Source organism: Streptomyces sp. NPDC051207, assembly GCF_040682395.1.
GTDB lineage: Bacteria > Actinomycetota > Actinomycetes > Streptomycetales > Streptomycetaceae > Streptomyces.
Map to the genome: position 1 here is coordinate 48,283 of NZ_JBFBAX010000014.1, position 25,442 is coordinate 73,724.

The window sequence follows — 25,442 nt, forward strand, 5'->3', positions numbered from 1 at the left end:
GTACCACCCGGCACCGCAGCACGGACCGCCGGACCGACCCACGCGAGGAGGAAAGACCGTGCCCACCCGGCTGCCGCACACCACGGACCCGGGCACCGCCGCGCCCACGCCCACCGCCCCCCTCGCCCTGGTGGCCGCCACCGCGGACGTCCTGCCGCTGCTGGACACGGTCACGCTCGCCCCGTACGAACGCGACCGCGCCGCCCGGCTGCCGGCGGGGAAGCCCCGCGAGGACTACGTGGCCGCGCATGTGCTGGTACGGCTGTGCGCGGCGCGCCTGCTCGGCGTGGGCCCCGCTGCCCTGATGCTCGGTCAGCTCTGTGCCCAGTGCGGTGGAGAGGACCACGGGCGGCCGTTCCTGTACGGCCGGCCCGGCGTGGGCGTCAGCCTGTCCCATGCCCGGGGCGCCGTCGCCGCCGCCGCGGGGCCGGGCCCGGTCGGCGTGGATGTGGAGGACGCCGCGGACGCGGTGTTCGCCCCGCGGGTGGCCGCCCGGGTCCTGGCGCCCGCCGAACTCGCCGCGGTCCGCGCATCCCCTGATCCCGCGAGGTCCTTTCTGCGCCTGTGGGTGCGCAAGGAGGCCCTGGTGAAGGTGGGCGTGACGACGCTCGGCGGACTGCGCGGGACGGACCTCATGGCCTCCGGCACGGCGGCCGACTGGCGGTTCGCCGACTGGAGCAGCCCGGACGGCCGCCTGATCGCCGCCGCCGTCGCACACACCGCCCCCGCCATCGGCGGCGGGAGCGACCTCGGTTCCCCTCGTTTCCCCTCTTCAGGAGAGCAGCACGCATGACTGCGAACCAGTCCACAGCAGGCGACCGGACCCGGACGGCGACCCCGCGCCGGTTTCTGATGTGCCCCCCGAGCCACTTCGATGTCACCTACTCCATCAACCCGTGGATGAACCCTGGCAAACCCGTGGACGGCCGCCTCGCGCTGCGCCAGTGGGAGGGGCTGCGCGACCTGTACCGGGAACTCGGGCACACCGTGCACGAGATCGAGCCGGCCCCGGGGCTGCCGGACATGGTGTTCGCGGCCAACGGCGCCACCGTGGTCGACGGCAAGGTGTTCGGCGCCCGCTTCCGGCACGTCGAGCGCACCGCAGAGGGCCCTCTCTACCTGGAGTGGTTCCGGCGGCAGGGCTTCGAGGAGCTGTACTGGCCGGAACACATCAACGAGGGCGAGGGCGACTACCTGGTCGTCGGCCGCCGGCTCCTCGCCGGCACGGGCTTCCGTACCGACCAGCGCTCGCACTTCGAGGCGCAGGAGTTCTTCGGGCTGCCCGTCACCGGCCTCCGGCTGGTGAACCCGTCGTACTACCACCTGGACACCGCGCTCGCCGTGCTGTCCGACGACGAGGTGGCGTACTACCCGGAGGCGTTCACCGAGGGCAGCCGGGCGGTGCTGCGTGCGATGTTCCCGGACGCCGTGCTCGCGACGGACGAGGACGCGGCGGTGTTCGGGCTGAACATGCTCTCCGACGGCAAGCACGTGCTGCTGCCGAAGGCGGCCACGGCACTCGCCGGGCGGCTCGCCGAGCGCGGTTTCGAACCGATCGGAGTGGACCTGACCGAACTCCTCAAGGCCGGCGGCAGCGTGAAGTGCTGCACGCTCGAACTGCGGGGCTGACGCCGATGGACAGCCACATCGTCGAGCAGTACGACGAGACCGCCGTCAACTGCCTCACCGGAAGCTACTCGGTCCTCGCCGGCATCGTCGGCCGTCCCGTCGAGGAACAGGCCGTCTTCGAGCGGGGGGACGGCTATCTGTTCCAGGCGGGCCTGGACGAGTCGGGGTACCCGGAGTACATCTTCCCGGTCGAGGAGGCCGGGGCGCTCGGCATGACCCGGTCGGGTTTCACCGTGCACAAGGAGCCCATCGCCTTCGACGCGCCGGCCCTGCAGCTCGAGGCGCTCCTGGAACGGCACCGGGCGGTCATCGTGTGGGTCAACACGGCCCACCTCAACTACGCCGACGTCTACCGGGACAACAACCCGTACCTGCACGCGGTCGTGGTCCGGGGAATCGCCGCCGACCACGGCCATGTCGACGTGCACGACAGTCTCGTGGTCGGCCCGCAGCCGTTCAGCTGCCGGGCCGTGGTGACCATGGACGACCTGGTCCGGTCGGCGGCCGACCGGATCAAGAGCGACGCGCACGACGCGATGGGCTTCTTCTACGCCGTCTCCGACGACTTCGGCGCGGCCGGGCCCGCGGACCCGGCCGCAGCCGCCGGCGAAGGGCTGCCGGACAGCGCGGAGCTGAGCGGTGCGCTGACCCGCCAGGCGGAGCGGTTCTTCGCCGAGGCGCGGTTCCGGGAGGCGATCCGCCGCTACCAGGCGCTGTGTGAGGAGTGTTTCACCGGGCCGTCCGAGCGTGCCGCCTTCGGTGCCCGTCGGCTCTTCCACCACGCCTCGGTCCTCTACGCGGTGCCCAGTCTGAGGCTGATGGCCCGCTCGCTGCGGGTCGCCGGCGCCTCGGAGCGCAGCCTGGCCCTGCATGAGGAGGCGACGCGGCACTGGGAGGCCATGGGCGTGCTCGCCCTGCGCTACGAGGCGACGACCGCTCCGTCGGTGCTGAAGCGGATCACACAGCGGTTCGAACAGTTGGATGGGGTGACCGAGAACCTGTGGGAGTCCGTGTCGGACGACTCGCAGGCGCATCGCCGATCGTCGTGAACACCCGGGCGGCACGAGCCCCGGCCGACGTGAGCCGCCCGGGGCTCTCCCCCGGGCGGTGATACCCGGCGCGAGGAAGCCGCGTGGCCGGTGCGGTCCACCTCGGCGGTCGCGCTGCTTCCGTTCGGGCGGTCGAAGACGGTACCGGCCGGGGATCAGGCGACCCGGACTCCCACGAGGCAGGTGTCGTCGTCCGTGTCCGACCTGCTGTAGGTCAGCAACCGGTCCAGTTGCTGGTCCAGCGTGGTCGGTCCCGTCCCCACGGTGGCGAGCAGGTGGGTCAGTGACTCCTCCACGGAGCGGTCCCGGCGTTCGATGAGACCGTCCGTGTACATGAGCAGTGTGTCCTCGGGGGCGAGCTGCACCTCGGCCTCCTCGTACTCTGTCTGCGGCAGGGCGCCCAGCAGGATGCCCTTGACCAGCGGCAGCGGCGCGGCCTCGGTGCCGCGGACCAGGACGGGCGGCAGGTGCCCGGCCCGTGCCCAGCGCAGGGTCCGCCGCTCAGGGTCGTACAGGGCGCACACGGCGGTGGCGGTGACGGCACCGGTGAGATGGTGCGCCACCACGTTGAGCCAGGACAGCAGCTGGCCCGGGCCCGCCCCGGTGACCGCCAGCCCTCGCAGCGCGTTGCGCAGGACGACCATGCTGGTCGCGGCCTCTATCCCGTGTCCGGCCACGTCCCCCACGCACAGCAGCACCAGCCCGGACGGCAGGATCACGGCGTCGTACCAGTCGCCGCCCACCAGTTGCTCGGTCTCCGCGGGCCGGTACCGCACCGCGACGCCCATGCCGGGCACCTGCAACGGCGTCTGCGTCGGGGGCATGATCGCGTGCTGCAACTGAAGCGTCAGCCGGTTGCGTTCGGCGGCCTGCTGTTCGGTGTGGGCGAGCTGGTCACGGGTGGCCGCCAGGGCGACCTCCGTCCAGTGCTGCGCCGAGATGTCCTGGTAGGCCCCGCGGACGGCGGACAGCCGGCCGTCGGTGTCCAGCACGGGCTCGGCGACCACCCTCAGCTGCCGGGTGACCCCGTCGGGCCGCTGCAGGCGGAACGCGGCGGAGGCGGGCCGCCGGTGGTGCAGCAGGGTACGCAGGAACCGGCCGATGGTCACCGCGTCGTCCGGGTGGGCGTGCGCGGTCAGTTCCTCCAACGGCACCGGCTGGCTTGTGGGTGGGCGGCCGTAGAGATCGAACATCTGGTTGTTCCAGGTGATCCCGCCGGTCAGCAGGTTCTCCTCGAAACCGCCGATGCGGCCGAGGCGCTGCGCGTGCTGCAACAGGCTTGCCAGGCGTGCCGCTTCGTCCTCGATGCGCCAGATCAACAGCACGTTGTCGCCGTGGCGGGTGACGCTGATGTCCGCCACCGCCGACAGCGGCACTTGGTCGACCAGCGCCGTGAGCTGCATACGGCGGGCCCGGAACGGCTCACCGGTGGCATAGACCCGTTCGACGCTCCGGAACAGCTCACTCTCTCCGGCCGCCATCGGGTACGTCTCCAGCAGCAGCGCCCCGTTCACTGTCGCCCTGGGCCGTCCCGCGGGGTCGAGGAAGCGGGTGTTGACGTGCTGGATCCGGAAGTCGGCCAAGTTCCCGGCGCTGTCGAAGTGCGGCACGAGCACCAGGGCGGGGTCGTGCAGTCCGTCCGCGAGGTCCATGAGTTCCGCGGTGTCCGGATGGACCCGGGGTCGCTCCGCGGTGGAATGCGTCGCGTTGGTTTCCAGGGTGTGCGCGCACAGTTCGGCCAGGGCCTCCACCTGCCGGACGATCTGCGGGGGCTGCGGCTCCAGCGGCCCCGGCCAGGCGATCTCGAGGACACCGTGAATGCGTCCCCCGGTGCCCGCGGGCACCGCGACGCGGCCGCCGTCCGGATACGACTGGCGGCCCACCGTGGGGAGCCCCCGCTCTCCGAGCGAGCTGATCCAGTGGCCGCTGCTCTCGGTCAGCCCCCGGCGCGCCACCGTCACGACGTCCGGCGGGACGTAGTGCCACCGGGCGGCCTCGGCCGGGGAGAACCCCGCGCAGCCCGCGAGAGTCAGCGAGCCGTCCGAGCCCGCCGCCCACACGGCCACGGCAGCCGCGCCCAGCGGACGCAGCGCATGCTCCAGCAGTGAGTCGGCGACGGCCTGGGTGTCGGACGCGGCGAGCGCCCCGCTCTCCGCGGCGCGCAGTCGTACGGCGGCCTGGCCGGGCTCCGTCGCACGATCGTCCGCGGTCGCGTCGAGGAATCCCTGCGTGACCTCCGACATCCGGTCACGGGCCGCCTGGTTGATGACCTCGACGGCGAACTCCAAAGGGGTCACCCGGGCCTGCTCGGTCAGCTCGGCGAGCTGCCGGGCCGCCTGCGCCGGGCCACAGCCCAGCCGTTCCACCAGGATGCCCTTGGCCAGCTCGATCAGCGCCCGCCCCTCCGCGTCGGCCTGTGCCTCCCGCACCTGCCGCCGCAGCCGCGCGACCGTGGCGGCGAGCCTGCCGACCGGGGAGTCCGGTGAGACGCCCGGCAAGCCGCCCGCCGGGACGAAGGTCATGGCCTGCGCGGCGCCACCCCCGCCCGGCCCGGCGTCCGGCGCGTCGCCGGGCAGCCGCGGGGACGTCCGAGACGGTGCCGGGATCGCTGCCTGCCGTGCCGGTGCGTCCACGCCGCCGCCCGGCGAGCGGCTGCCGACCTGGCCGGATACGGGGGTCCCGGCCGACGCCGCTGCCGAAGGGCCCGCCGAAGCGGTCCAGGAGTGCTCGGGCGGCTCGGTACCGGCCGCATCGTGGGAGGGACGGTCGGGCTTGCTCACAATGCTCCTCTGCGGGAGGCGCGGGAGGCGCCGACGATCGGGCAGGGTGCGCCCCGGCGAAGGGCCGGGGCGTGCTGCGGCGCTCTCACCGGGACAGCCAGCGGCGGATGCAGGCGATCAGGTCGTGGGTGTCCACCGGCTTGGTGACGTAGTCGCTCGCCCCCGACGCCAGGGACTTCTCCCGGTCACCGGGCATCGCCTTGGCGGTGACGGCGATGATGGGCAGGTCCGCGTACTGGGGCATTCTGCGGATCTCGGCCGTGGCCGTGTACCCGTCCATCTCCGGCATCATCACGTCCATCAACACCACATCGACCTGCGGGTTGCCGAGCAGCGTGTCGATGCCCTTGCGGCCGTCCTCCGCGTGCAGCACCTGGAAGCCGTGCAGCTCCAGGATCCCGCTGAGCGCGAAGAGGTTGCGCGCGTCGTCGTCGACGACCAGGACGGTACGCCCGGCGAAGGGCTCGTCGGCGAGGCGCGACGGCATCTCCTGCGGCTCCTCCGCCCGGCCCGGGGGACGGATGTCCCCGAGCTCGTCGGCGGAGAGGTGCAGCACGATGCGCTCCCGCAACTCGTCGAGGCTGGAGAGCACCTCGAGGACTCCCCCGCCCACCTGGGAGCGCAGCGCCTCGGCGTGGGCCGCGTCCAGCCGGTGGCTGCTGTGGACCAGTACGGGCACGTCGGCGAGAGCGGAGTCGCCCCGCAGCGCCTCCAGGAAGCGGATCGCCTCCCCGTCGGACATGGCCAGGTCGAGCAGGACGCAGTGGCACGGCTCGGCGGCCAGTGCTCCCGCCGCCTCCTGGGCGCCGACCGCGGTGATCAGCTCCACATCGGGTCGCGGGACGGCCTCGTCCGGGTTGTGCCGTGCCACGTCCGCGACGACGCTCTCGGCGACGAGGGTCAGCAGTCCGCGGGGACGCTCCTCCACCACGAGCAGCCGACGCGCGCGCCGACGGGCCGTCAGGTCCGGGCGCGCGGCCACCGGGGTGTCGACGACGGTCTCGGCGGGGAGCAGCTGTGCCGGCTTCTCCGGATACCGGTCGGCCAGCTGCTCGAAGTCGGGACGAGTCACCGGCAGGAACAGCGTGAACGTGCTGCCGCGTCCGGGTGCGCTGTCCACCGTCACCGCACCGCCCAGCAGATGCGCGATCTCCCGGGTGATGGACAACCCCAGGCCCGTGCCGCCGTACTTGCGGCTGGTGGTGCCGTCCGCCTGCTGGAAGGCCCCGAAGATCGACTCCAGTTGCTGCTCCTGGATCCCGATGCCCGTGTCCTTCACCCGGAACGCCACGACGGGGCCGCCCCGGACGACGCCGGCGGGCACGTCCTCGTCAGCGACCGGCTGGACGACCAGCTCGACGCTGCCCTGTTCGGTGAACTTGACCGCGTTCGACAGCAGGTTGCGCAGCACCTGCCGGAGCCGCGAGTCGTCGGTGAGCAGGTCCACGGGGGCGCCGGGGGCGGTGGTCACCGTGAAGTCCAGGCCCTTCTGGGTCGTCATCGGCCGGAAGGTGACCTCGACGTACTCGATGAGCTGACGCAACGACACCCGTTCCGGGGCCACGTCCATCTTCCCGGCCTCGACCTTCGACAGGTCCAGGATGTCATTGATCAGCTGGAGCAGGTCGGAGCCCGCGGAGTGGATGATGCCCGCGTACTCCACTTGCTTCTGCGTGAGGTTGCCGGAGGGGTTCTGGGCCAGCAACTGGGCCAGGATCAGCAGGCTGTTGAGGGGGGTGCGCAGCTCGTGACTCATGTTGGCCAGGAACTCCGACTTGTACTTCGAGGCCAGCGCGAGCTGCTGCGCCCGGGTCTCCAGCTCCTGCCGGGCCTGCTCGATCTGGAGGTTCTTCGCCTCGATGTCGCGGTTCTGCTCCGCGAGCAGCGACGCCTTCTCCTCCAGTTCGGCGTTCGAGTGCTGCAACTCCTCCTGCTGCGCCTGCAACTCCGCCGACCGGGCCTGCAGTTCGGCGGTCAGACGCTGGGACTCACCGAGCAGCTCGTCGGTACGTGCGTTCGCCACGATCGTGTTGACGTTGACGCCGATGGTTTCGCGGAGCTGCTCCAGCAGATCGCGGTGGATCGCAGTGAACGAGGTGACGGACGCCAGCTCGATGACGCCGAGCACCTGCTCCTCGAAGAGGATCGGCAGCAGCAGCAAGGACGTCGGCACCGTCTCGCCGAGCCCGGAGGAGATGGTCACATAGCTGGGCGGCAGTTCCTCCACCGTGATCGTGCGCCGGCTGCGGGCGGCCTGGCCGACCAGGGAACGGCCGATGGGGATGCGGTCGGGGCGCGCGTCGTCCGCCGGGCGGCCGTAGGAGCCGACGAGCCGCAGTTCGGCGTCCTGCTCCCCGCCCTCGGCGAGGTAGAACGCGCCGTACTGCGCCGAGACCAGCGGCACCAGCTCGTCCATGATCAGCTCGGCGACCACCGGCAGATCACGGTGGCCCTGCATGAGACCGGCGATCCGCGCCAGGTTGGTCTTGAGCCAGTCCTGCTCCTGGTTGGCGCGGGTGGTCTCGCGCAGCGATTCCACCATCGAATTGATGTTGTCCTTGAGTTCGGCCACCTCTCCGGAGGCCTCCACGGTGATCGACCGGGTCAGGTCGCCCTCCGCGACGGCGCTGGCCACCTCGGCGATCGCGCGCACCTGCCGGGTCAGGTTTCCGGCCAGCTCGTTGACGTTCTCCGTCAGACGCTTCCAGGTACCGGAGACGCCCTCGACCTCGGCCTGGCCGCCGAGGCGTCCCTCGGTGCCGACCTCACGGGCGACCCGCGTGACCTCGTCGGCGAACGCGGACAACTGGTCGACCATCGTGTTGATGGTCGTCTTCAGCTCCAGGATCTCCCCGCGCGCGTCGACGTCGATCTTCTTCGACAGGTCGCCCCTGGCCACCGCGGTCGTGACCAGCGCGATGTTGCGCACCTGGCCGGTGAGGTTGTTGGCCATCGAGTTGACGTTGTCGGTGAGGTCCTTCCACGTGCCCGCCACGTTCGGCACCTGGGCCTGGCCGCCGAGGCGTCCCTCGGTGCCGACCTCACGCGCGACACGGGTGACCTCGTCGGCGAACGCGGACAGCGTGTCCACCATCGTGTTGATGGCGTCCGCCAGGGCGGCGACCTCGCCCTTGGCCTCGACGGTGATCTTCTGCGACAGGTCACCGCGGGCGACCGCCGTGGCGACCTGGGCGATCGAACGGACCTGGCCCGTCAGGTTGGACGCCATCACGTTGACGTTGTCGGTGAGGTCCTTCCACGTGCCCGACACGCCCCGCACATGCGCCTGGCCGCCGAGGCGTCCCTCGGTGCCGACCTCACGGGCGACGCGGGTCGCCTCGTCGGCGAACGCGGACAACTGGTCGACCATCGTGTTGATGGTGTTCTTCAGCTCCAGGATCTCCCCGCGGGCATCCACGGTGATCTTCTGGGAGAGGTCGCCCTTGGCCACAGCGGTGGCGACCTGAGCGACGTTGCGCACCTGCGAGGTCAGGTTCCCCGCCATGAAGTTCACCGAGTCGGTGAGGTCGCGCCAGGTGCCCTTGACGCCCTTGACGTCAGCCTGGCCGCCGAGGCGTCCGTCGGTGCCGACCTCACGGGCTACGCGGGTGACCTCGTCGGCGAACGCGGACAGCTGGTCGACCATCGTGTTGATGGTGTTCTTCAGCTCCAGGATCTCCCCGCGGGCATCCACGGTGATCTTCTGGGAGAGGTTGCCCTTGGCCACAGCTGTCGTGACCTGCGCCACATTGCGCACCTGGGACGTCAGGTTCCCCGCCATCAGGTTGACCGAGTCGGTCAGATCCCGCCAGACGCCCGCGACCCCGGGCACCTTCGCCTGGCCGCCGAGGCGGCCCTCGCTGCCGACCTCGCGGGCGACACGGGTGACCTCGTCGGCGAACGCGGACAGCTGGTCGACCATCGTGTTGACGGTCTCCTTCAGCTCCAGGATCTCCCCGCGCGCGGGGACGTCGATCTTCTGGGAGAGATCGCCCTTGGCGACCGCCGTGGCCACCTGGGCGATGTCCCGGACCTGGGTGGTCAGATTGCCCGCCATGGCGTTGACCGAGTCGGTCAGGTCGGCCCAGGTGCCGGAGACCCCCGGCACCTCCGCCTGGCCCCCGAGCGTCCCCTCGGTGCCCACCTCACGGGCGACCCGGGTGACCTCCGAGGTGAACACGGACAACTGGTCGACCATGCCGTTGAACACCATGGCGATGTCGCCCATGAGGCCGTCGGCGTCCTCCGGCAGCCGGGTGCCGAAGTCACCGTCCCGCACGGCTGTCAGACCCGCCAGAAGCCGCCTCAACTCATGATCACCCGGAGCAGCCTCGATGGCCTCACCCGTGCTGCTGGACATGCGCACCCTCGTTCCCCTCCCAGGGGCATCGCTGACTGATCCTTCACCCACCCGCAGTGAAATGTTCGCACGTTAAGAGTACGGTCGGCGCGCGCGAAGCCGCCCCGACGCCCTCAGGCCCCCGACGGGCCCCTGTACGGCACGCGGCGGGGGACCGGCTGGTCCGCGGCGCTGCCGCGGGCCTTCGCCACGCTGCTGGGCCGCGTCCGGGAACCGTCCGGCGCCTGTGCCCTTCACCGTAGTCCTCGGCCGCTTGGCGGCTGGGCCCGCGCCAGGCGTCGCACCCGTGTCCGCGCCGGGGGCGGAGTCCATGCACGCGCTCCGCGGCCGATGCGCCGCGCCGGCCTCGGTCACACCTGGCCGGCCGTGCTCCCCTCCTGCCCGGCCATCGGCCGGTCGACCCGCCGCAGGACCGCGTACGTGGTGACGTGCGCCGTCTGCGGCCCGCGTACCGTTCTGTGCACGTCGTCGCCGCGCACCGGGCCGACCGGCGCGCTCGCCTCCCGGGCCGGGAGGGTGTCCGGCCCCTCTCGGTGGCCACGGTCGCGGCTGTGCCGACCGCGAGGCGACGGGCGGTGTACCGGTGAGCGGGTTCACAGCCGGCATCCGGTGGCGTCTGGGCCGGGATCGTCGGCCAGCATGATCGCCGTGGTGATCCGTTTGCCGACAGGTTCGCGGTGAATGGTGAAGCTCTGGCCGACCGCCATGACGATCTCCAGCCCGTGCCGGCCGATCCGCATCGGGTCGGGCGCGAGGATCACGGGCGGGGTCGGGTTGCTGTCCCACACGGTTACCTTGACCGCGCCGCCGTTGATCTCCAAGGTCAGCAGGCAGGGGCCGGGCGCGTACTTGCGAGCGTTGGTGACCAGCTCGCTGACGACGAGCTGCACGTTGCCCATCGCACGCCCGGACACCGACACCCCGTGCACGGCTTGCACATCCATGAGGAAGCTGCGGGCCAGATCGCGGGCGAGGGCGATGTCCTCGCTGCCCTCGAACGCCCCGGACACCGATATGACGTCCGCTCCCCGCAGCGAGGCCCCGTCGTGGCCGCCTGCTGTCAATTCCATGCGTCTCACCCACCCCCGCGCCCGCTCGTCTACCCCGGAATCTTCACATGAGGCGTACGCAGGCGGATGCGGCCCAACTGCGGATCAGCACGGTGGCGCCCGCGATGCGGCTGTGCGCCACCGGGTCGGGCGTCGAGCGCGGTTCGTGTCCCGGCCGGGGTGGTCAGGATGCGGGGGGACGGCCCGCCGAGGCCGCAGGACGCGATGAGCTGTGCGCCGTCGCCGGCCGGCCGGTATGCCCGGCCGGCACGTCCAACGCCTTTGTGAGGACCTTTGCAGCCGTCCTCGTCCTCCTCCACGCCGAACACATGATGCGCCTTCTCACGCGATTCCTCCACGCCCCTCAGCGGCCGCTCAACTGCCACATCCATGGCCCGGTGACAACTCCACCCACAACGGTTCAGCCTTCAACTCCCCGTCGATACAGGGGAAATGACGACAACGCACCCGCAAGTAGCCCCCCTGCAAGGCTTCGGGGGCAACAAAGGCGGTCCGATCGACAAGGCCTTGGCTTCACCATCTCGTAGACGTGACTGTGCTCTGCCACACTCTGGCTACCTGTCCGCCCGGCAGGTTCTCCCGAGCCCAGAAGGAGCACCTCCCATGCTTTCCCCACTGCCCGTGAGAATCACCGTCGCCGCCCTCGCCGTCACCGGGCTGCTGGCCACCGCTCCTTCGGCGACGGCGATCCCCCGGGCCCCGGTCGCACCCCCGGTGGCCGCCGCCCAGTCGCCGTCCTCCGGTGTCACCGTGAAGATGCCGTCCGCGATCGCCGATCGTCTCGGCGCCGGCCGCCAAGCGCTGATAGACGCCGTCTCCACCGACGTCCTCTCCCGGTCCCACGACGCGAAGGGCCTCGCCCCGAAGGCCGCCGTGAGAAAGCTCGCCGCCGAGGGCCGCAACGTGGTCGTGGACGTCCGTACCGTCTCGCCCGGCTGGGCCCGTGGTGTCGCGTACGTCGAGGCGTCGCGCACGCACCACGGCGAGCCGGAAGGCTGGCTCTACATCGCCCACCGCAAGGACGGGCGCTGGGTCTCCGGCCTGGAAGGCGACCGCGAATTCGCCGACCACGTGGCGGAGTCCCCGCTGGTCGGCAAGGCGGAGCGGCAGACCATGACGGCGTACGCGCAGCGCAAGGTGACGGCACCGGAGCAGGCGTCGTCGGTAGGGACCCTGGCCAACACCAACGGGCTGCTGCTGCCCTGGATGCCCGACTACTACATGACTCTGACCGGCGGCGCGCACTCCAGCGACGGCTCGACCGGCTACTGGAGCAGCCTCGACTTCGCCGGTGGCAACGCCAGCGGCCGGGTCCGCTCCTCACGGGAGGGTACGGCGACCTCGATGTGCGGCGCCGGCGGCGGCTGGACCCGGGTGATCCACCCGGGCGGCTTCTCGACGGACTACTACCACATGTGGAACGCGACCTACTACAACGGCACGGCGATCGGCAGCAGCGCACTGCTCGGCACCATCGGCACCGACACCTGTGCAGGCGGTTCCGCGACCGGCGCCCATGTGCACTGGAGCCTGCGCACGTACGACGCCAACTACGCCGGCCAGTACACCTGGCTGAACGGCCGCACCATCGGCGGCTGGACCTGGTGGAACGGCTCCAGCCAGTACACCGGCTGCGCCACCCGCCTCGGCACCACCGCCTGCCCCGGCACGGCGATCTACAACCGCACCAGCTGACAGCCGCCCCGCGTCTCCGCGCCCGGCTCCACCGCCGGGCGCGGAGTCACCTGCACCACGCACGTGGTCAACGCCATGCGCTTCTGCTCCTGGTACGTCGCCGTGTCGGCCGGACACATCTGGCACTTCACCGAGCTCCTGGCACGAGAGCCGACCATCACCGCGGCCCGCGTAGCCGCCGAACTCGGCCTCGCACCCGACACCGCGCAGCGCGCCCTGGCCAGAGCCCATGCGGTCGTCGGTGAGGTGCTCGCCTCAGCAGAGGCAGCCCGTCCCGTTCGGTCGTGGATCGCGCCAGCCGTGGGCGTGCTCGGTCTGCGCGGAGACCAGGGACCGGGCGGCGCGGTTGGTGGGCGGGGCCGTCGCACCGGCCGCCGGGGGCGTGAAGGGCTCCATCAGGGAGGCCACCGTGCGGGCGACGCCGCCCACCACCACACTGCGCACCCTGGCCGCCGCGTCGATGTCGCTGAGGGGGTCGCCCTCGACGCACACGAAGTCGGCGAGCGCTCCGGCCGACACCGTGCCCAGTTGCGTGCCCAGTCCCATCCGCCGGGCGGGGTTCACCGTCGCGGTGCGCAGGGCCTCGTACGGGGTGAAGCCGCCCCGGACCATCGCCCGGAGGTTGTGGTGCAGGGAGATCGCCGGGTCGTCGAGGGGGGCGTCGGAGCCGGCGACCACGGTTCCGCCGCCCTGCTGGACGCGCAGCAGCATGTCGACGCCGCCCGCGAGGAGGGCCCGGTTCAGCTCGGCGGTCGGACCGCCCGCCGCGTCGGCCTTCGCCACCAGGGCGTCGTAGTCCCATGGCGGGTAGAAGCGCTTGGTGCGCTCGTCGTCGACGAGGGAGCGGTCGTCGGCCAGGAGGACCGACGAGTTCATGAGTGTGGAGGTGACGGGCATTCCGGCGGTCGTCAGGACGCCGATGGCGTCCTGGTAGGCACGGCCCAGCCGGGTCTGGGTCTGGGAGTAGCCGACGCGGTTGCCGCCGCCGGTGTGCTCCATGCAATCCATGCCGTACGTCGCCTGCGGATAGGCATAGTGCGAGGTCACCGGCGTGCCTGCGAGGTGGGCGTGGTGCGTCGCGGCGGCCTCCAGCGGGGCGGGCAGCCGGATGTAGGTCTTGACGAGGTCGTACGCGAGGGCGTGGGCCCGTTCCATCTCCAGCTGGAGCTGTGAGGCGCTGAGCACCGGGCGGGCGAAGTTCCAGAAGACGCGGGCCCCGTCCAGGGCGTCGCCCGTCCCGAAGAACCGCGGTCCGGTCTTCGCGCCGGCCTCCAGGGCCTCCCGGGTCTCCACCATCTGGTAGGCGGGATCTCCCGGGGAGACGACGGTGGTGATGCCGTACGACAGGAGCAGGCGGCCGGTGCGGTCGCCCCACTGCCGGCCGCGTATGTGCCAGTGCACGTGGGCGTCGATCAGGCCGGGCATGAGGGTCAGGCCGGAGGCGTCCACGATCCTGTCGCCGCGTCCCTGCCCGGCGGGGACCACCTCGGTGACGCGGCCCCGCTGGACCACGACGTCCACGTCCCGGCGCAGGCCGCGGCTGCGGCCGTCCCACAGGGCGCCCGCCCGGAAGACCGTGGTGCTCGCGGCGACGGGCCGGCGGTAGGAGAGGTCGACGGGCACGGTGTGCGGTGTTCCCCCGGTGACGGGCACCTTCCGCAGCCTGCCGTTGGAGAGGTAGAAGAGCGTGCCGGAGCCGTCCACGGAGACGGAGTCGGTGACTTCCGTGGTGATCTGCTCGGGTGGGCCGGTGATCCGTCCGGTGGCGTCCACCGGGACGCGCCACGCCGTGCTCTCCAGGACGCAGACGAAGTACCTGCCGTCCGGTGTCCACACGGGGCCGTCGTCCCCACGGGTGGCGATCGACCGGTGGGCGGCCACCGGTTCCGAGCGGGTGGTGCCCGTCTCCAGGTCGACCGACAGGACCTCGCTGAGTCCCGCGCGGTTCCGCTTGGAGTACGGCTTGTTGGCGGCGAGTACGATCCGCCTGCCGTCCGGTGCCCACGAGGGGCGTCCGGGCTGGAAGACGGCCGGCAGCACCTGGCGGACGACCCCCGAGCCGATTTCCAGGACCCACGTTCCGCCGTTCTCGTCCTGGTAGGCGATCTTCGTGCCGTCCGGGGACCAGCGGGGGGTCAGCTGCGCGCCGCTCCGGTTGGTCAGCCGGACGGGTGCGCCGCCCTTCACGTCCTGGCGCCACAGCGCGGCGGTTCCGGAGCGGTCGCTGGCGTAGACGAGCGAGGCGCTGTCCGGGGACCAGTCGGGGTCGGAGTTGAAGTATCCGTCGTCGGCGAGCCGGGTGGGGGCGTGGCCGATCCGCATCACCCACAGGGCGTTGAGGGCGCGGAACGCGACCTGCCGGCCGTCGGGTGAGACGACGGGCCCGGCGATGCCCTTGACGGGCTGCGCGCCCGGTGCGGTGAAGTCCCTGACCGTGCGCCGCCAGGGTGGGCGCGCCAGGGAGACCGTGGCGGTGAACGGCACCTTCCGCGAACTCTCGGTCAGGTGCAGGCGCCGGATGCCGCCGGTCGCGGTGTACAGCAGCTCATCGGCCGACACCCAGGAGGTGCGCACGGCGTGGACGTCCTCGCCCGCGGCGACGACCTCGTCGTCCACCATGACGTCGGCGCGCGTGCCGAGGAACCGGACGTAGCTGACGCGGGTGCCGTCCGGGCTCAGCGCGGGGCCGAAGACCTTGGCGCCCGGAGTGGGGGCGATCAGCCGGGTGCGTTCGCCGGTGGCGACGTCCACGACGTCGATGGCGGAGTCGTCGACGGTGCACACGATGCGCCTGCCGTCGGCGGCCCAGGCGGGCATGCCCTCCTCGGAGTCGCCCGTCGTGAGGCGGGTCCGCGCTCCGGTGGCCGGGTCCAGCAGCCACAGGTCGTTGCTGCCCGACTGGTCGGAGGTGAAGGCGATCCGCTTGCCGTCGGGTGAGAACTGCGGCTCACGGTTGTCGTAGTCGTCCTTCGTCAGTTGCTCGAGCCCTTGTCCGTCGCGGCCGACCCTCCACAGCTGGTACGTGCCGTCGCGGAAGGACTGGAAGACGATCGCGCTGCCGTCCGGTGACCAGTGCGGCTGCGTCGCGTCCTGGAACTCGTCGGTGAGCCGCACGGCGGTTCCCCCGGCCGAGGGGAGCGTCCAGATCGCGCTGAGCACGTCGACGGCGATCGTGGACCGGTCCGGGGAGAGGGCTGCCGCGATGTTGGTCCCTTCCGAGACCGTGAGCTTCCTGACAGGCGCTGTGTCCGCTCCGCTCTCCGGTATCCGGTCGTCGGCCGCCGCCCGCCCCACGCCGGTCAGCGCGCCGGCGGCCAGCACGCCGCCGCCGAGCAGGATCCGGCGCCGGCTGGGGCCCGCCGGGCTCTGCGCCCCTTGTGTGCGTGCGTCGTTCGCGTCGGTGTGGCCGTGGTCCATCGGTATTCCCATCGGATCTGTTCGGTGAGCTGGGTGGCTCAGGGGCAGACAGCGCGCAGGAGACGAGCCAGGCGGTGAACGCCCTCCTCGATCTGCTCCGGGTCGAGATAGCTGCAGGCGAGCCTGAGTTGGTGGTCGCCGCCGGACCCGATGTAGAAGTGGGACATGGGTGTCCACAGCACACCGAATTCCTTGGCCGAGCGTTCGAGCAGCGGCTCGTCGGCCGGCACGGTGAGGCGCAGGCGGACGAAGAACCCTCCCCTGGGCCGGTTCCAGGAGACTCCGGCCGGGGCTCGGGCGCCTTCCCCGAGGTGACGGTCCAGGGCGTGCAGCAGCACCCTCAGATTTCGCTGGTACAGCTCGCTCTTGGCGCGGGCGGCCTCGGCCACCGACCCCCGGTGCTGAAGCAGGATGCCGCCGATGACGGCCTGGGAGATCGGCGAGGTGTTGACCGTCACCATGCTCTTGACAGTGGCGAGTTCGTCGGCGAGCAGGCCGATGCCGCCCGAGGGCTGCCGGACCGGCTGGTCGGCGACCGCGTAGCCGACCCGGGCGCCGGGCATGCACGTCTTGGCGAACGTGCCCAGGTGGACGACCCGCTCGCCGCCGGGCAGCGCCTTCAGCGGGGGCAGGGCTGCCGCGTCCGTGGCGGTGAAGGCGTACGCGTTGTCCTCCAGCAGCAGGAAGTCCTCCCGCTCGGCCACCGCGAGGAGCCGGTGGCGTGCCGCCAGGCCGAGACGGCTGCCCGACGGGTTGGAGAAGTCCGGTGCCACGTACATGGCCCGGATGCGGGAGCCGCTCGCGCGTGCCCGGCGGCACACCTCGTCCAGCTGGGCGAAGTCCAGGCACTCTTCGGTGTCGTCCACCGCGACCGTGTCGATGCCCAGCAGGTTCGCCGCCCCGGTGAGCCCGACGAAGCAGGGGTTGGCCACGGCCAGCAGGTCCCGGGAGGAGGTGAAGAGGGTGCGCAGAACCAGCAGGATGGCCTCCTGGCAGCCCACCGTGACGACGACCGACTCCTCGGGGACGTCGATGCCGTGGTCGGTCCGCAGGGCCTGCGCCACCAGCTCGTTGATCAGGCCGCGGCTGGGGCCGTACTGGTAGAGCAGCCGGTCCACCTGCGCGGGCGTCAGGCTGCGCTCCTCTTCCAGGTAGCGCCGGTAGCGGGCGATGTGGAGCGGGATGTCGATGTCGTCGAAGAAGGCGGTGTGCGGGGCGCCGGGCGCGAACGAGATGGCGTCCGGGAAGCGGCCCATCACCTCGTTGAGGAAAGTGATCGACCCCATGACGGGCGAGTCGAGGCAGGCGTGCAGGGACTCGCGTTCGAGTACTTTCCCGGTCACTGGTCTCCCGCCTCTGCCTGCGCGTCGGGCCGGTGCGCCGCGGCGGCGAACCTGGCCGAGAACCTGCCGACCTTGTCCAGCACGTCGTCCCCGTACAGCCGCAGTGCCTGGGCCAGCGAGAACTCGGCCATGTAGGCGCGGAAGGCGTCCACGGGTTCCTCGGACAGGTGCAGCATCCGCCGGTTGGCCAGCACCGCGGGCGCGGCCAGCTGCTCCACCGCGTCCTCCACGGCCCGGTCCATCGCCTTGGGGTCCACGACCTCGTCGATCAGCAGTGCCGCCTGCGGGTCGCCGGCCCACAGCTTGCGCCCGCCCAGGACGATCTGGCGGGCGACCCGGGCGCCGGTGAGGCGGCCGAGGCGGAAGTTCGCGGCGCCGGGGACGATGCCTTCCTGGGCGGCCGGGAGACTGAGGTAGGAGTCCGCGGCGGCGACCACCTTGTCCATGACGAGCAGGAGCTGGGTCCCGCCGCCGATGGCGAAGCCGTCCACCGCCGCGGCCCACGGCTTCTCGATGCCGTGCGGCGGGTAGGCGTCCTGCTGCCCGCGGGTCGACAGGCCGCGGAGCATCTTGCTGATGTAGCCCAGTTCGCGCTGGAGCAGGAAGTCGACGAAGGAGATCCTGCCGCGGTGGAGGTCGGCGAGGTTGATGCCGGCGCTGAACACCCGGCGCCCCCGGTAGCGGGGGTGTGTCATCGGCGCGCCGCGCAGGACACCGACCTTGATCGCGTCGTCCAGCAGGACGAGGTCTACGGCGACCTCGAGCTGGGCGATCAGTTCGTTGTCCTCGGCGTTGAGGCAGGACTCGTTGTGGAAGGTGACGTGTCCGCCCGCGCCGCGGCGCTCCAGCGTGACCTTGCCGAGGTCGACGCGTCCCGTCGCCCGGAAGCGGTCCAGCAGCGCCAGTGCCTCGGGGCTGGGGTCGCGCAGGACGTCCACCAGGTGTCCCCCGGCTCCGGGCAGCCGCAGGATCTCCCGGAAGAAGATTCCCTGGTCGATCTCCCGGCCTTCCTTGTCCTCCTGGACGTGGCTCAGTTCGTCCGCGAGCTGTCCGGCGGTGGGGACGAGGCCGGGAAAGGCCTGCGCCGCTGCCACCGCGAGCTGCGCGAGGCCGAGCCGCAGGGTCCGTCCCGCGGTCAGGTGGTCGTAGACGTCCTCCGCGTGGGCCCGCAGGAAGCCGGCCCGCCGGGACCGGCACGCCTCGTGGATCCGGGCGGCCTGTTCCTGCTGCTCGGCCGAGCGGCCGGTCCGGGGCGGCATCGCGGCCAGCGGGGCCTCGCGGTCACGGATGTCGGCGGCAAGGTCCGCGGCGGCGTCGGCGAGCGCTCCGTCCGGCAGCGGACGGGCGGCGGGGGCGGGACGGGGTGACCCGATGGTCAGCACAGCGTTCCTCTCGACGTTACGGGCGGGTGGCCGGCTGCCGGCGTCGCAGGCTGCGGTCGCACGCGGCGAGGTGGGCGCCGAGTGCCTCCTCGTAGCTGAGGCCGGAGTCGAACAGCAGCCTGCGCCGGATCGACCACTCCTGGCCGGGCAGCGCGGACAGTTCGTCCACGAGGGCGGCGGCCCGCTCCCGGATCTCGCGCGTGCTCCCGGCGGTCTCGTCCACCAGGTCGCCGACGGCCTCGGCGGCGCTCAGCCAGGGGCGCAGCAGGAGCAGGCGGCGGGCCCGGGCCGTGCCGATCTGGTTGGCCAGCCGGTGCACGGCCGTTCCCGGCCAGGCCCCGTCCTCGGCGCCCGCGAGCCTCAGCCGCGCGTCGGGGGCGGCGAGCCGGTAGTCGGCGACGAGGAGCACTTCGAGCGCGGGGCCCGTGCAGTCGCCCTCGGCGACGGCGAGGGTGGGACGACCGGCGTTCTCCAGCCGTCGCAGGGCGCGCTCCCAGGTGTTGACGAGGTGAATGCCGGTCCCGGAGGGCGTGAAGCCGGCCGGGTCCTGCGCGGTCGGGGCGGCGTCGCCGCCCAGCAGCAACAGGACGACTCCGCCGTCGGCGCTCTCGGTCTGTGCGACCACGGCCGCGACGCGGGACACGAGTTCGGGCGTGAGCTGCTCGTTCCCGCCGACGGTCAGGACGGCGGCCGCCCCGTCGGTGAGGCTGTGGGTGAGGTGAGTGGTGGGCACAGTCGTCCTTCCTTCGGTCGGGTTGGTGGTCACCACTGGACGAGCGCCGTCTCGATCGTGGAGCCGGGCCCCATCGTCATCAGCACGCCGTAGTCGCCCCGGCTCACTCGTCCTTCCTCCATCAGCCGCTCGTAGGAGAAGAGGAAGGAGCCGCTGGAGAGGTTTCCGTAGTCGCGCAGCACGCCGGTGGTGTGGCGCACCGCGTGCGCCGGCAGGCCGAGGTTGACCTTCACCGAGTCGATCACTTTCTTGCCGCCGGAGTGCACGAGCCAGTGGTCGATGTCGCCGCGGCGCAGGCCGGTGCCGTCGAGGAGGCGGTCGACGACGTCCTCGGCGTGCGCGCCGACGACGTACGGGACGTCGCGGTCGAGGTAGAAGCTGAACTTGCCCTGGTCGTCGTCCCAGTCGTACCGCATGGCGTCCACCGCGTCGGGGATGATGCGGCTGGCGAACTTCAGCACGGTGCCGGCCGGCAGAGGGCTGTCCTCGGCGGTGTCGTCCCGCGGCGGGCCGGTGATCATCGCGACGGCGGCGGCGCCGTCGCCGAAGAGGCTGTTCACGACGGCGGTGCGCATGGTTCCGTCGAAGACGTAGGCGGCCGAGCAGACCTCCACGCACACCATGACGGCGAGGCGGCCGGGGTTGGCCGCCGACCAGCCCGCCACGGCGTTGAGCGCGTTGAGCCCGGCGTTGCAGCCCATGCCCACGACGTCGAGCCGGCTGGTCGAGGTGGACAGGCCCAGTTCCTTGATCAGCAGGGCCGAGAAGCCGGGCGTCAGCAGGCCGGTGGTGGAGACGCAGCAGAGGTGGCCGATGTCGGACAGCGCGCACCCGGCCCGCTTGAGCGCGGTCTCCAGGGCCTGCACGCCGATGCGTGTCCCGTGTGCCTTGTGCTTGGCGAGGAGTTCGCCCTGCGTCTCCGTCGCGCGCGTTCCGTCCGGGAGTTCGGGTGGCAGGGTGAGGTAGCGGCGTTCGATGGCGCTGTTGAGGAAGACCGACCGGACCTTGGGGTCCTCGATGCCGAAGAGGTCCAGCATCTCGCGCTGGCTGTAGGAGTTGGCGGGTGTGGCGGTGCCGAATCCGACGATCACCGGCCTCGGGCCAAAGTTCGCCGCTGTCATCCGCTCCTGTCCGGTGACGGACGGGCCCCCGGAGGCGGACGCCGTCATGCCACGTTCCCCAGTCCGCTGGTGGCGAGTTCGATCTGCTCGGTGGTGTGGGCCGCGGAGACGGCCATCCGTATCAGGCCTCTGCCCTTGGCCACCGTCGGGAAGAACGCCGGGGTGACGATGACTCCGGCCTTGCGCAGCCGCGCGGCGGTGTCGAGTGCGTCCTCCTCCGTGGAGAAGAGGGCACCGCGGATCGGCGACCGGGTTCCGGCGTTGAAGAGGGAGTTGCCGGTGAGGGAGTCGAAGAGGTCCGTGTTGCGCCACAGGTCTTTCTGGAGCCGTGCCACGGTGCCGTCGAGGTGCAGTTCGGCGGAGGCCCGGCAGGCGCTGACCACGGGCAGGGCGATCGGGCCGCCGAAGATCAGCGGATTGCCGAACTTGCGCAGCTTGACGGTGTCCTCCTCGGTGTTCAGCACGACGAAGCCGCCGTTGCTTGCGCCGAAGGCCTTGGCGAGGGAGCCGACCAGGATGACGGACTCGGGCAGGTCGCCGTCGGCGCCGCCGAACTCCTCGTAGGCGTAGCCGGCGCCGCGCGGGCCGGTGATGGACACGCCGTGGGCGTCGTCCACGTAGAGGTATCCGCCGACGGTCGCGCACAGCTCGGACAGCCGGCGGACGTTGATCAGGCCGCCCATGGATCCGACGCCGTCCACGAGCACGATCGGCGTGCGTCCGAAGGCGTAGGCCTTGGCCATGGCGTCGGCCAGGCCGTCCGGGTCGGCGAAGTCGAACCGGGTGACAGTGCCTATCTGCTGGAGCACGCCGCGCAGTACCTGGATGGACGCGTGCGCGGTGCGTTCCACGAAGAAGGCGACGCCGTCCGGGGAGACGGGGTAGCTGGGCAGGACGCCGGTGCCTAACAAGGGCAGCACGCCGAGGTGGACGCTGCCGACGGAGGTGAAGCAGGTGACGTGACGGCCTCCGTAGACGGTGCCGAGCATGTGCTCCAGGGTTTCCAGGTCCTGGAACCGCATACGGGTCCGGGAGGAGGAGAACTGGACGCCGACCTGGCGCACGGTTCTGGCCGCGGCCTCGGTGAGGGCGGGGTGGGTGTCCAGTCCGAGGTAGGAGCAGGAGATGAACTCGACGGCGCGCTCGCCGCCGCTGAGAGTCACCTCCTTGCCGTCCCTCGCGGTGAACACGTGACCGGTCAGGTCGTCCGCGATGGCTCGGGTCAGCGCGCCCGACGTCTTGCTGACACGGGCCGCGACCCAGTTGGCGGGTTCTGTGGTACGAGGCATCGAAGCAGCTCCTGAATGCGGGTGTATGGGGAGTGGAACCGAGGTTCCGTCAGTCGGTGTGGTGTTCGTGGAAGAACGGGACCTTTCCGCGGTCCGTGTGGTGGAACTGCGAGCTGTCGACCCGCTCCACCGTCAGCTCCCGGTAGGAGGGGGCCGTGAAGACGCGTTGCATGTGGTAGGCGCCGCGCAGTGCGGCGACGGCGTCGTCGGCCGTCAGCCCGGACGGGGTGCGGTCGGAGACGAGCAGCCGTATCGAGAAGCCCGTGGCGTGCTTCAGCACCTGGAACTGGCAGTCCGCCGCGTCGGTGATGCCCAGTACGGCGAGCCGGTCCATCACCAGGTCCTGGGAGATGGTGGTGCTGTCCACGTTGAGCGACTGGCGGACGCGGCCGACGAGGGTCAGCCGGCGGGCGGCGCTGCCGCACAGGCAGGGCCCGGTTTCGATGTACCCGTCGTCGCCGACCTGGTAGCGCAGCAGCGGCATCCCGGAGTCGGTCAGCGTGGTGACGACGACCTCGCCGACCCGGCCGTCGGGCTGGACGCACCCGGCGGCCGTGTCGATGACCTCGACCACGAGGGCGTCCTCGTGCAGGTGGTGGGTCGAGCCGGTCTGGTAGGCGCACTGGTAGCCGATGGGGCCGGTCTCACTGGTGGAGTACGAGAGCGACCGCACCCGCAGGTCGGGGCGGGCCTCGGCGAGCTGCCGCTCCCGGCTCTCCCCGAGGATCTCCCCGATGTAGAGGAAGGTGCGTACGGCGGCCAGGGCCCCGGCGGTGTCCTCGGTGAGCAGCTTGACGCCGGCGGAAGGCGAGCAGATGACGGTGTCCACCGCGTGTTCGCGCAGGACCTCGGGGGTCTCGGGAGAGCCCAGGGCGCTACTGCCCATGGGGAAGGCCAGGGCGTCGAGCAGCCGCGTCACGTCCTGGGCGAAGCTGAACGCGCCGTTGAGCTCTGCCGGGTAGAGGAAGTTGGCGACGCGGCGGGGGCTCGACCCGAGCGCGCTGAGCACGCCCCGGGCCCCGAGGAAGGCGACCCTCTCGGCGAACTCCCAGGAGTGGTAGAGGACCTTGCGCCGTCCGGACGTACCACTGGAGCGCAGGGCCAGCCCGGAACCGCCGTCGCCCAGGACCAGGTCCTGCGTGCCCGGTGGGCAGGTGCTCTGCAGATCCACCGGCGAGAAGAGCGGCATTCTGGCCAGATCGCGGGCCACTCGGACATCGAGTGCTCCGGGCCATCTCGCGGCTGCGGCGGGATTCTTCCGGAGCGCCTCGACGGTGTGCGCCAGATTGATCTGCTGGATTTCTTCCAGTTGCCTCCTGGTCAGCACGTCGAGATCGGCGGCCAGGTGAATCCGGGACGCTGCACCGAGCGTCTTTTGCCTCAGTTCCGAGAATGATTCGACTTCCCGTAACACGTCTCTGCCAGCTTTCATCAGTGTTCCGTGACGGATTCCATGTCGCGGTAGCCGGGCCAGTTCGGCTGCCGCTTCTCGTTGAACGCTTCGACCCCCTCGAGCCAGTCGGCGGAGAAGGCCACGGCATGCCAGGCCGCGTCCTCTATCTCCAGGCCGGTCGCGAGGTCCCCGCCGTGTCCGAGCCTCAGCGCGCGCTTGGCCGCCCGCAGCGCCACCGGAGAGTTCGCCGCGTAGGCGCGGGCGATGCCCAGCGCCGACGCGCGTACCTCGCCCGCTGGGGAGAGGGTGTCCACGAGGCCCAGTTCGAGTGCCTCGGCCGCCGGGACCCGGCGTCCGCTGAAGATCAGGTGGGCGGCGCGGGCCGCGCCCACGCGGCGCGGCAGCAGCTGGGTTCCGCCGCCGCCGGGGATGACGCCGACGGCGGTCTCGGGCAGGCCGACGACCGCGCCGGGGTCGGCGACGATGACGTCGCAGGAGAGCGCCAGCTCGTAGCCGCCGCCGAGTGCGTAGCCGTGCACCGCCGCGATCACGGGCATCGGCAGCGCCAGTACGCCGGCGTACGCGGCCCTGCTGACCGGCCGGGCCCGGGCCCGGTCCGACTCGGTGTAGTTCCGGCGCTCCTTGAGATCGGCGCCCACGCAGAAGGCCCGCTCGGCGGTGGAAGTGATCACGGTGACGCCGACCGAAGGGTCGCCCGCGAGGGCGGTGGTGGCGGCGGCCAGTGACGCTCCGAACTCCATGGAGACCGCGTTCATCGCGTGCGGCCGGTCCAGCACCAGCTCCGCGATCCGCCCGCGCTCCAGACGGCGGACGGTGATCGACTCACCGAACCTCCCCTCGGTCACCGGCCCCAGCCCAGATCACGCGCGGACGCCCCGGGTGCGGCCTCCGGGCCGAAGACGCCCGGGTTTGCGCGGGCGACCAGGTCGGCGGAAAAAGCCGGTCCGGCCGTCGCCGAGATTCTCACTAAAGAATGCGACATTATATTTTTCCTCCGTGAAGACGATTTCTCTGACAGACTCTGCTTTTCCCTCGCGCGGCCCCACTTCCAGCAGCCCGATACGTCGCATCACCACGGACGCGCCGATATGATGGGCGGCGAAAACGGTCTATACGACCACGCTTCATTTTCCCAAAAGGAATCCAAATGGACATTTCGGGCACCACTGGTGATGCCTCGCCTCTCCCGTTACACGGCAGAGCCCTCCAGGCGTACGAGTACGCCTGCGCAAGGGAAAAGGTCGCTCCGGCGGAGGTCGCCTCCGCGATCGGTTCGGACCTGAAGGAAGCGGAGGAGCTGTTGAGATCACTGTGCGGTCTCCATCTCCTGTGGCCCACCGCCGGCGACGGATACACCGCCAGCTCTCCGAGGATCTTCGGCGCCCAGCTCATCGCCCCCGCCGTAAGGGAACTGGCGGAGCGCCAGCAGCACATCATGCACATGATGGAGCGGCTGGATTCCCTCGCCGAGATCTACGAGCAGAGTCCCGCGAAGCGGCTCCGCCGTCCCGAGATCGAGGTCCTGCCGGACATCGACTCCGTGCGCAGCGCGCTGAACGGCCTGTCGGCGGACGCCCGTCAGGAGATCCTGACCTCCCAGCCCGGGGGCGCGCGCCCCACCGAGGTGCTCGAAGAAGCCCTCAGGCGGACCGAGTCGGTCCTCGGCCGCAACGTCAGCATGCGGACCCTCTACCAGCACACCGCGCAGTTCAGCCCGGCCACCAGGGCCTACGTCAAGCATGTGGCCCCTCTCGGCGCCCAGGTCCGCACGCTCAGCGACGGGTTCATGCGGCTGATCGTCTTCGACCGGGAGACCGCGGTGCTGCCCCTGCACGGCAACGCGCAGGGCGCCGTGATCGTCAGCGACCGGAGCATCGTGGACTTCGTCGTCCAGGCATTCGAGTGGGTCTGGCCCACGGCCAGCCCGTTCCCGGTCTCCTACGACAAGAGCCAGGTGATGGGCGCCTCCGAGGAGATCAAGCTCACCATTTCCCAGCTGCTGGTGGACGGCGTGGAGGACAAGGTGATCGCCCGTCGGCTGGGCATGTCCCTGCGGACCTGCCAGCGCCACATCTCGGACGTCATGACCCGGCTCGGAGCGCGCAACCGGCTGCATGCGGGCTACCTGCTCAGCAAGGTCATCGACGACCGGCGGTGAAC

17 protein-coding genes are annotated in these 25,442 nt (G+C 71.3%); 5 read left to right on the plus strand and 12 right to left on the minus strand.

The features are described from left to right. Positions 1 to 58 precede the first annotated feature (58 nt). The 3 genes from AB0M97_RS16285 to AB0M97_RS16295 are packed head-to-tail and all read left to right on the plus strand — an operon-like array spanning position 59 to position 2,678. Positions 59 to 793, plus strand: a complete 735-nt coding sequence (locus AB0M97_RS16285) for a 4'-phosphopantetheinyl transferase superfamily protein (RefSeq protein WP_365961517.1) — start codon at positions 59 to 61, stop codon at positions 791 to 793. Next, positions 790 to 1,629 carry a dimethylargininase gene (gene ddaH, locus AB0M97_RS16290; RefSeq protein ID WP_365961518.1) on the plus strand — a complete coding sequence of 280 codons (840 nt, stop codon included), beginning with the start codon at positions 790 to 792 and terminating at the stop codon, positions 1,627 to 1,629. The genes AB0M97_RS16285 and ddaH overlap by 4 nt, the downstream gene beginning before the upstream one ends. A 5-nt stretch (positions 1,630 to 1,634) precedes the next feature. Further along, positions 1,635 to 2,678: a hypothetical protein gene (locus tag AB0M97_RS16295; RefSeq protein WP_365961519.1), complete on the plus strand. Its 1,044-nt coding sequence runs from the start codon at positions 1,635 to 1,637 to the stop codon at positions 2,676 to 2,678. Positions 2,679 to 2,833: 155 nt separating this feature from the next. Here the strand turns inward: AB0M97_RS16295 and AB0M97_RS16300 are convergent, their stop codons facing one another. The 4 genes from AB0M97_RS16300 to AB0M97_RS16315 form a co-directional block, all read right to left on the minus strand. Beyond that, positions 2,834 to 5,200 (minus strand): SpoIIE family protein phosphatase, encoded by a 2,367-nt coding sequence (locus tag AB0M97_RS16300; RefSeq protein ID WP_365961570.1) that lies wholly within the window; start codon positions 5,198 to 5,200, stop codon positions 2,834 to 2,836. 343 nt (positions 5,201 to 5,543) lie between these two features. Further along, positions 5,544 to 9,818: a HAMP domain-containing protein gene (locus tag AB0M97_RS16305; RefSeq protein ID WP_365961520.1), complete on the minus strand. Its 4,275-nt coding sequence runs from the start codon at positions 9,816 to 9,818 to the stop codon at positions 5,544 to 5,546. Between the two features lie 350 nt (positions 9,819 to 10,168). Then, positions 10,169 to 10,297: a hypothetical protein gene (locus AB0M97_RS16310; protein ID WP_365961521.1), complete on the minus strand. Its 129-nt coding sequence runs from the start codon at positions 10,295 to 10,297 to the stop codon at positions 10,169 to 10,171. A gap of 114 nt (positions 10,298 to 10,411) precedes the next feature. Beyond that, positions 10,412 to 10,888 (minus strand): ATP-binding protein, encoded by a 477-nt coding sequence (locus AB0M97_RS16315; protein ID WP_365961522.1) that lies wholly within the window; start codon positions 10,886 to 10,888, stop codon positions 10,412 to 10,414. 603 nt (positions 10,889 to 11,491) lie between these two features. On the opposite strand from AB0M97_RS16315, the gene AB0M97_RS16320 reads away from it, so the two are divergent. Continuing rightward, a complete protein-coding gene (locus tag AB0M97_RS16320; protein WP_365961523.1) occupies positions 11,492 to 12,583 on the plus strand; it encodes a M23 family peptidase in 1,092 nt (363 codons plus the stop codon). Positions 12,584 to 12,838: 255 nt separating this feature from the next. Here AB0M97_RS16320 and AB0M97_RS16325 read toward each other — a convergent pair whose 3' ends face one another. From AB0M97_RS16325 to AB0M97_RS16360, 8 genes are all read right to left on the minus strand, one after another. After that, positions 12,839 to 16,000 carry an amidohydrolase family protein gene (locus tag AB0M97_RS16325; RefSeq protein ID WP_365961524.1) on the minus strand — a complete coding sequence of 1,054 codons (3,162 nt, stop codon included), beginning with the start codon at positions 15,998 to 16,000 and terminating at the stop codon, positions 12,839 to 12,841. A gap of 38 nt (positions 16,001 to 16,038) precedes the next feature. After that, positions 16,039 to 17,343, minus strand: a complete 1,305-nt coding sequence (locus tag AB0M97_RS16330; RefSeq protein ID WP_365961525.1) for a PLP-dependent aminotransferase family protein — start codon at positions 17,341 to 17,343, stop codon at positions 16,039 to 16,041. After that, positions 17,340 to 18,725, minus strand: a complete 1,386-nt coding sequence (gene dpgC / locus AB0M97_RS16335) for a (3,5-dihydroxyphenyl)acetyl-CoA 1,2-dioxygenase DpgC (RefSeq protein WP_365961526.1) — start codon at positions 18,723 to 18,725, stop codon at positions 17,340 to 17,342. Before dpgC ends, AB0M97_RS16330 begins: the two co-directional genes overlap by 4 nt. Positions 18,726 to 18,741: 16 nt before the next feature. Beyond that, positions 18,742 to 19,458 carry an enoyl-CoA-hydratase DpgB gene (gene dpgB, locus AB0M97_RS16340; RefSeq protein ID WP_365961527.1) on the minus strand — a complete coding sequence of 239 codons (717 nt, stop codon included), beginning with the start codon at positions 19,456 to 19,458 and terminating at the stop codon, positions 18,742 to 18,744. A 29-nt stretch (positions 19,459 to 19,487) separates the two neighbouring features. Continuing rightward, positions 19,488 to 20,579 carry a 3,5-dihydroxyphenylacetyl-CoA synthase DpgA gene (dpgA, locus tag AB0M97_RS16345; RefSeq protein ID WP_365961571.1) on the minus strand — a complete coding sequence of 364 codons (1,092 nt, stop codon included), beginning with the start codon at positions 20,577 to 20,579 and terminating at the stop codon, positions 19,488 to 19,490. A gap of 44 nt (positions 20,580 to 20,623) precedes the next feature. Continuing rightward, complete coding sequence (locus AB0M97_RS16350) at positions 20,624 to 21,868, minus strand: aminotransferase class I/II-fold pyridoxal phosphate-dependent enzyme (RefSeq protein ID WP_365961528.1); 1,245 nt, start codon at positions 21,866 to 21,868, stop codon at positions 20,624 to 20,626. A gap of 49 nt (positions 21,869 to 21,917) precedes the next feature. Continuing rightward, entirely contained in the window at positions 21,918 to 23,078 is a 1,161-nt protein-coding gene (locus tag AB0M97_RS16355) for a hypothetical protein (RefSeq protein ID WP_365961529.1), read from the minus strand. Positions 23,079 to 23,299: 221 nt separating this feature from the next. Next, complete coding sequence (locus AB0M97_RS16360; RefSeq protein WP_365961530.1) at positions 23,300 to 24,127, minus strand: enoyl-CoA hydratase-related protein; 828 nt, start codon at positions 24,125 to 24,127, stop codon at positions 23,300 to 23,302. A 302-nt stretch (positions 24,128 to 24,429) separates the two neighbouring features. Here AB0M97_RS16360 and AB0M97_RS16365 point away from each other — a divergent pair, with 302 nt between their 5' ends. Then, a complete protein-coding gene (locus AB0M97_RS16365; RefSeq protein WP_365961531.1) occupies positions 24,430 to 25,440 on the plus strand; it encodes a helix-turn-helix transcriptional regulator in 1,011 nt (336 codons plus the stop codon). The last annotated feature ends 2 nt before the right edge of the window (positions 25,441 to 25,442 follow it).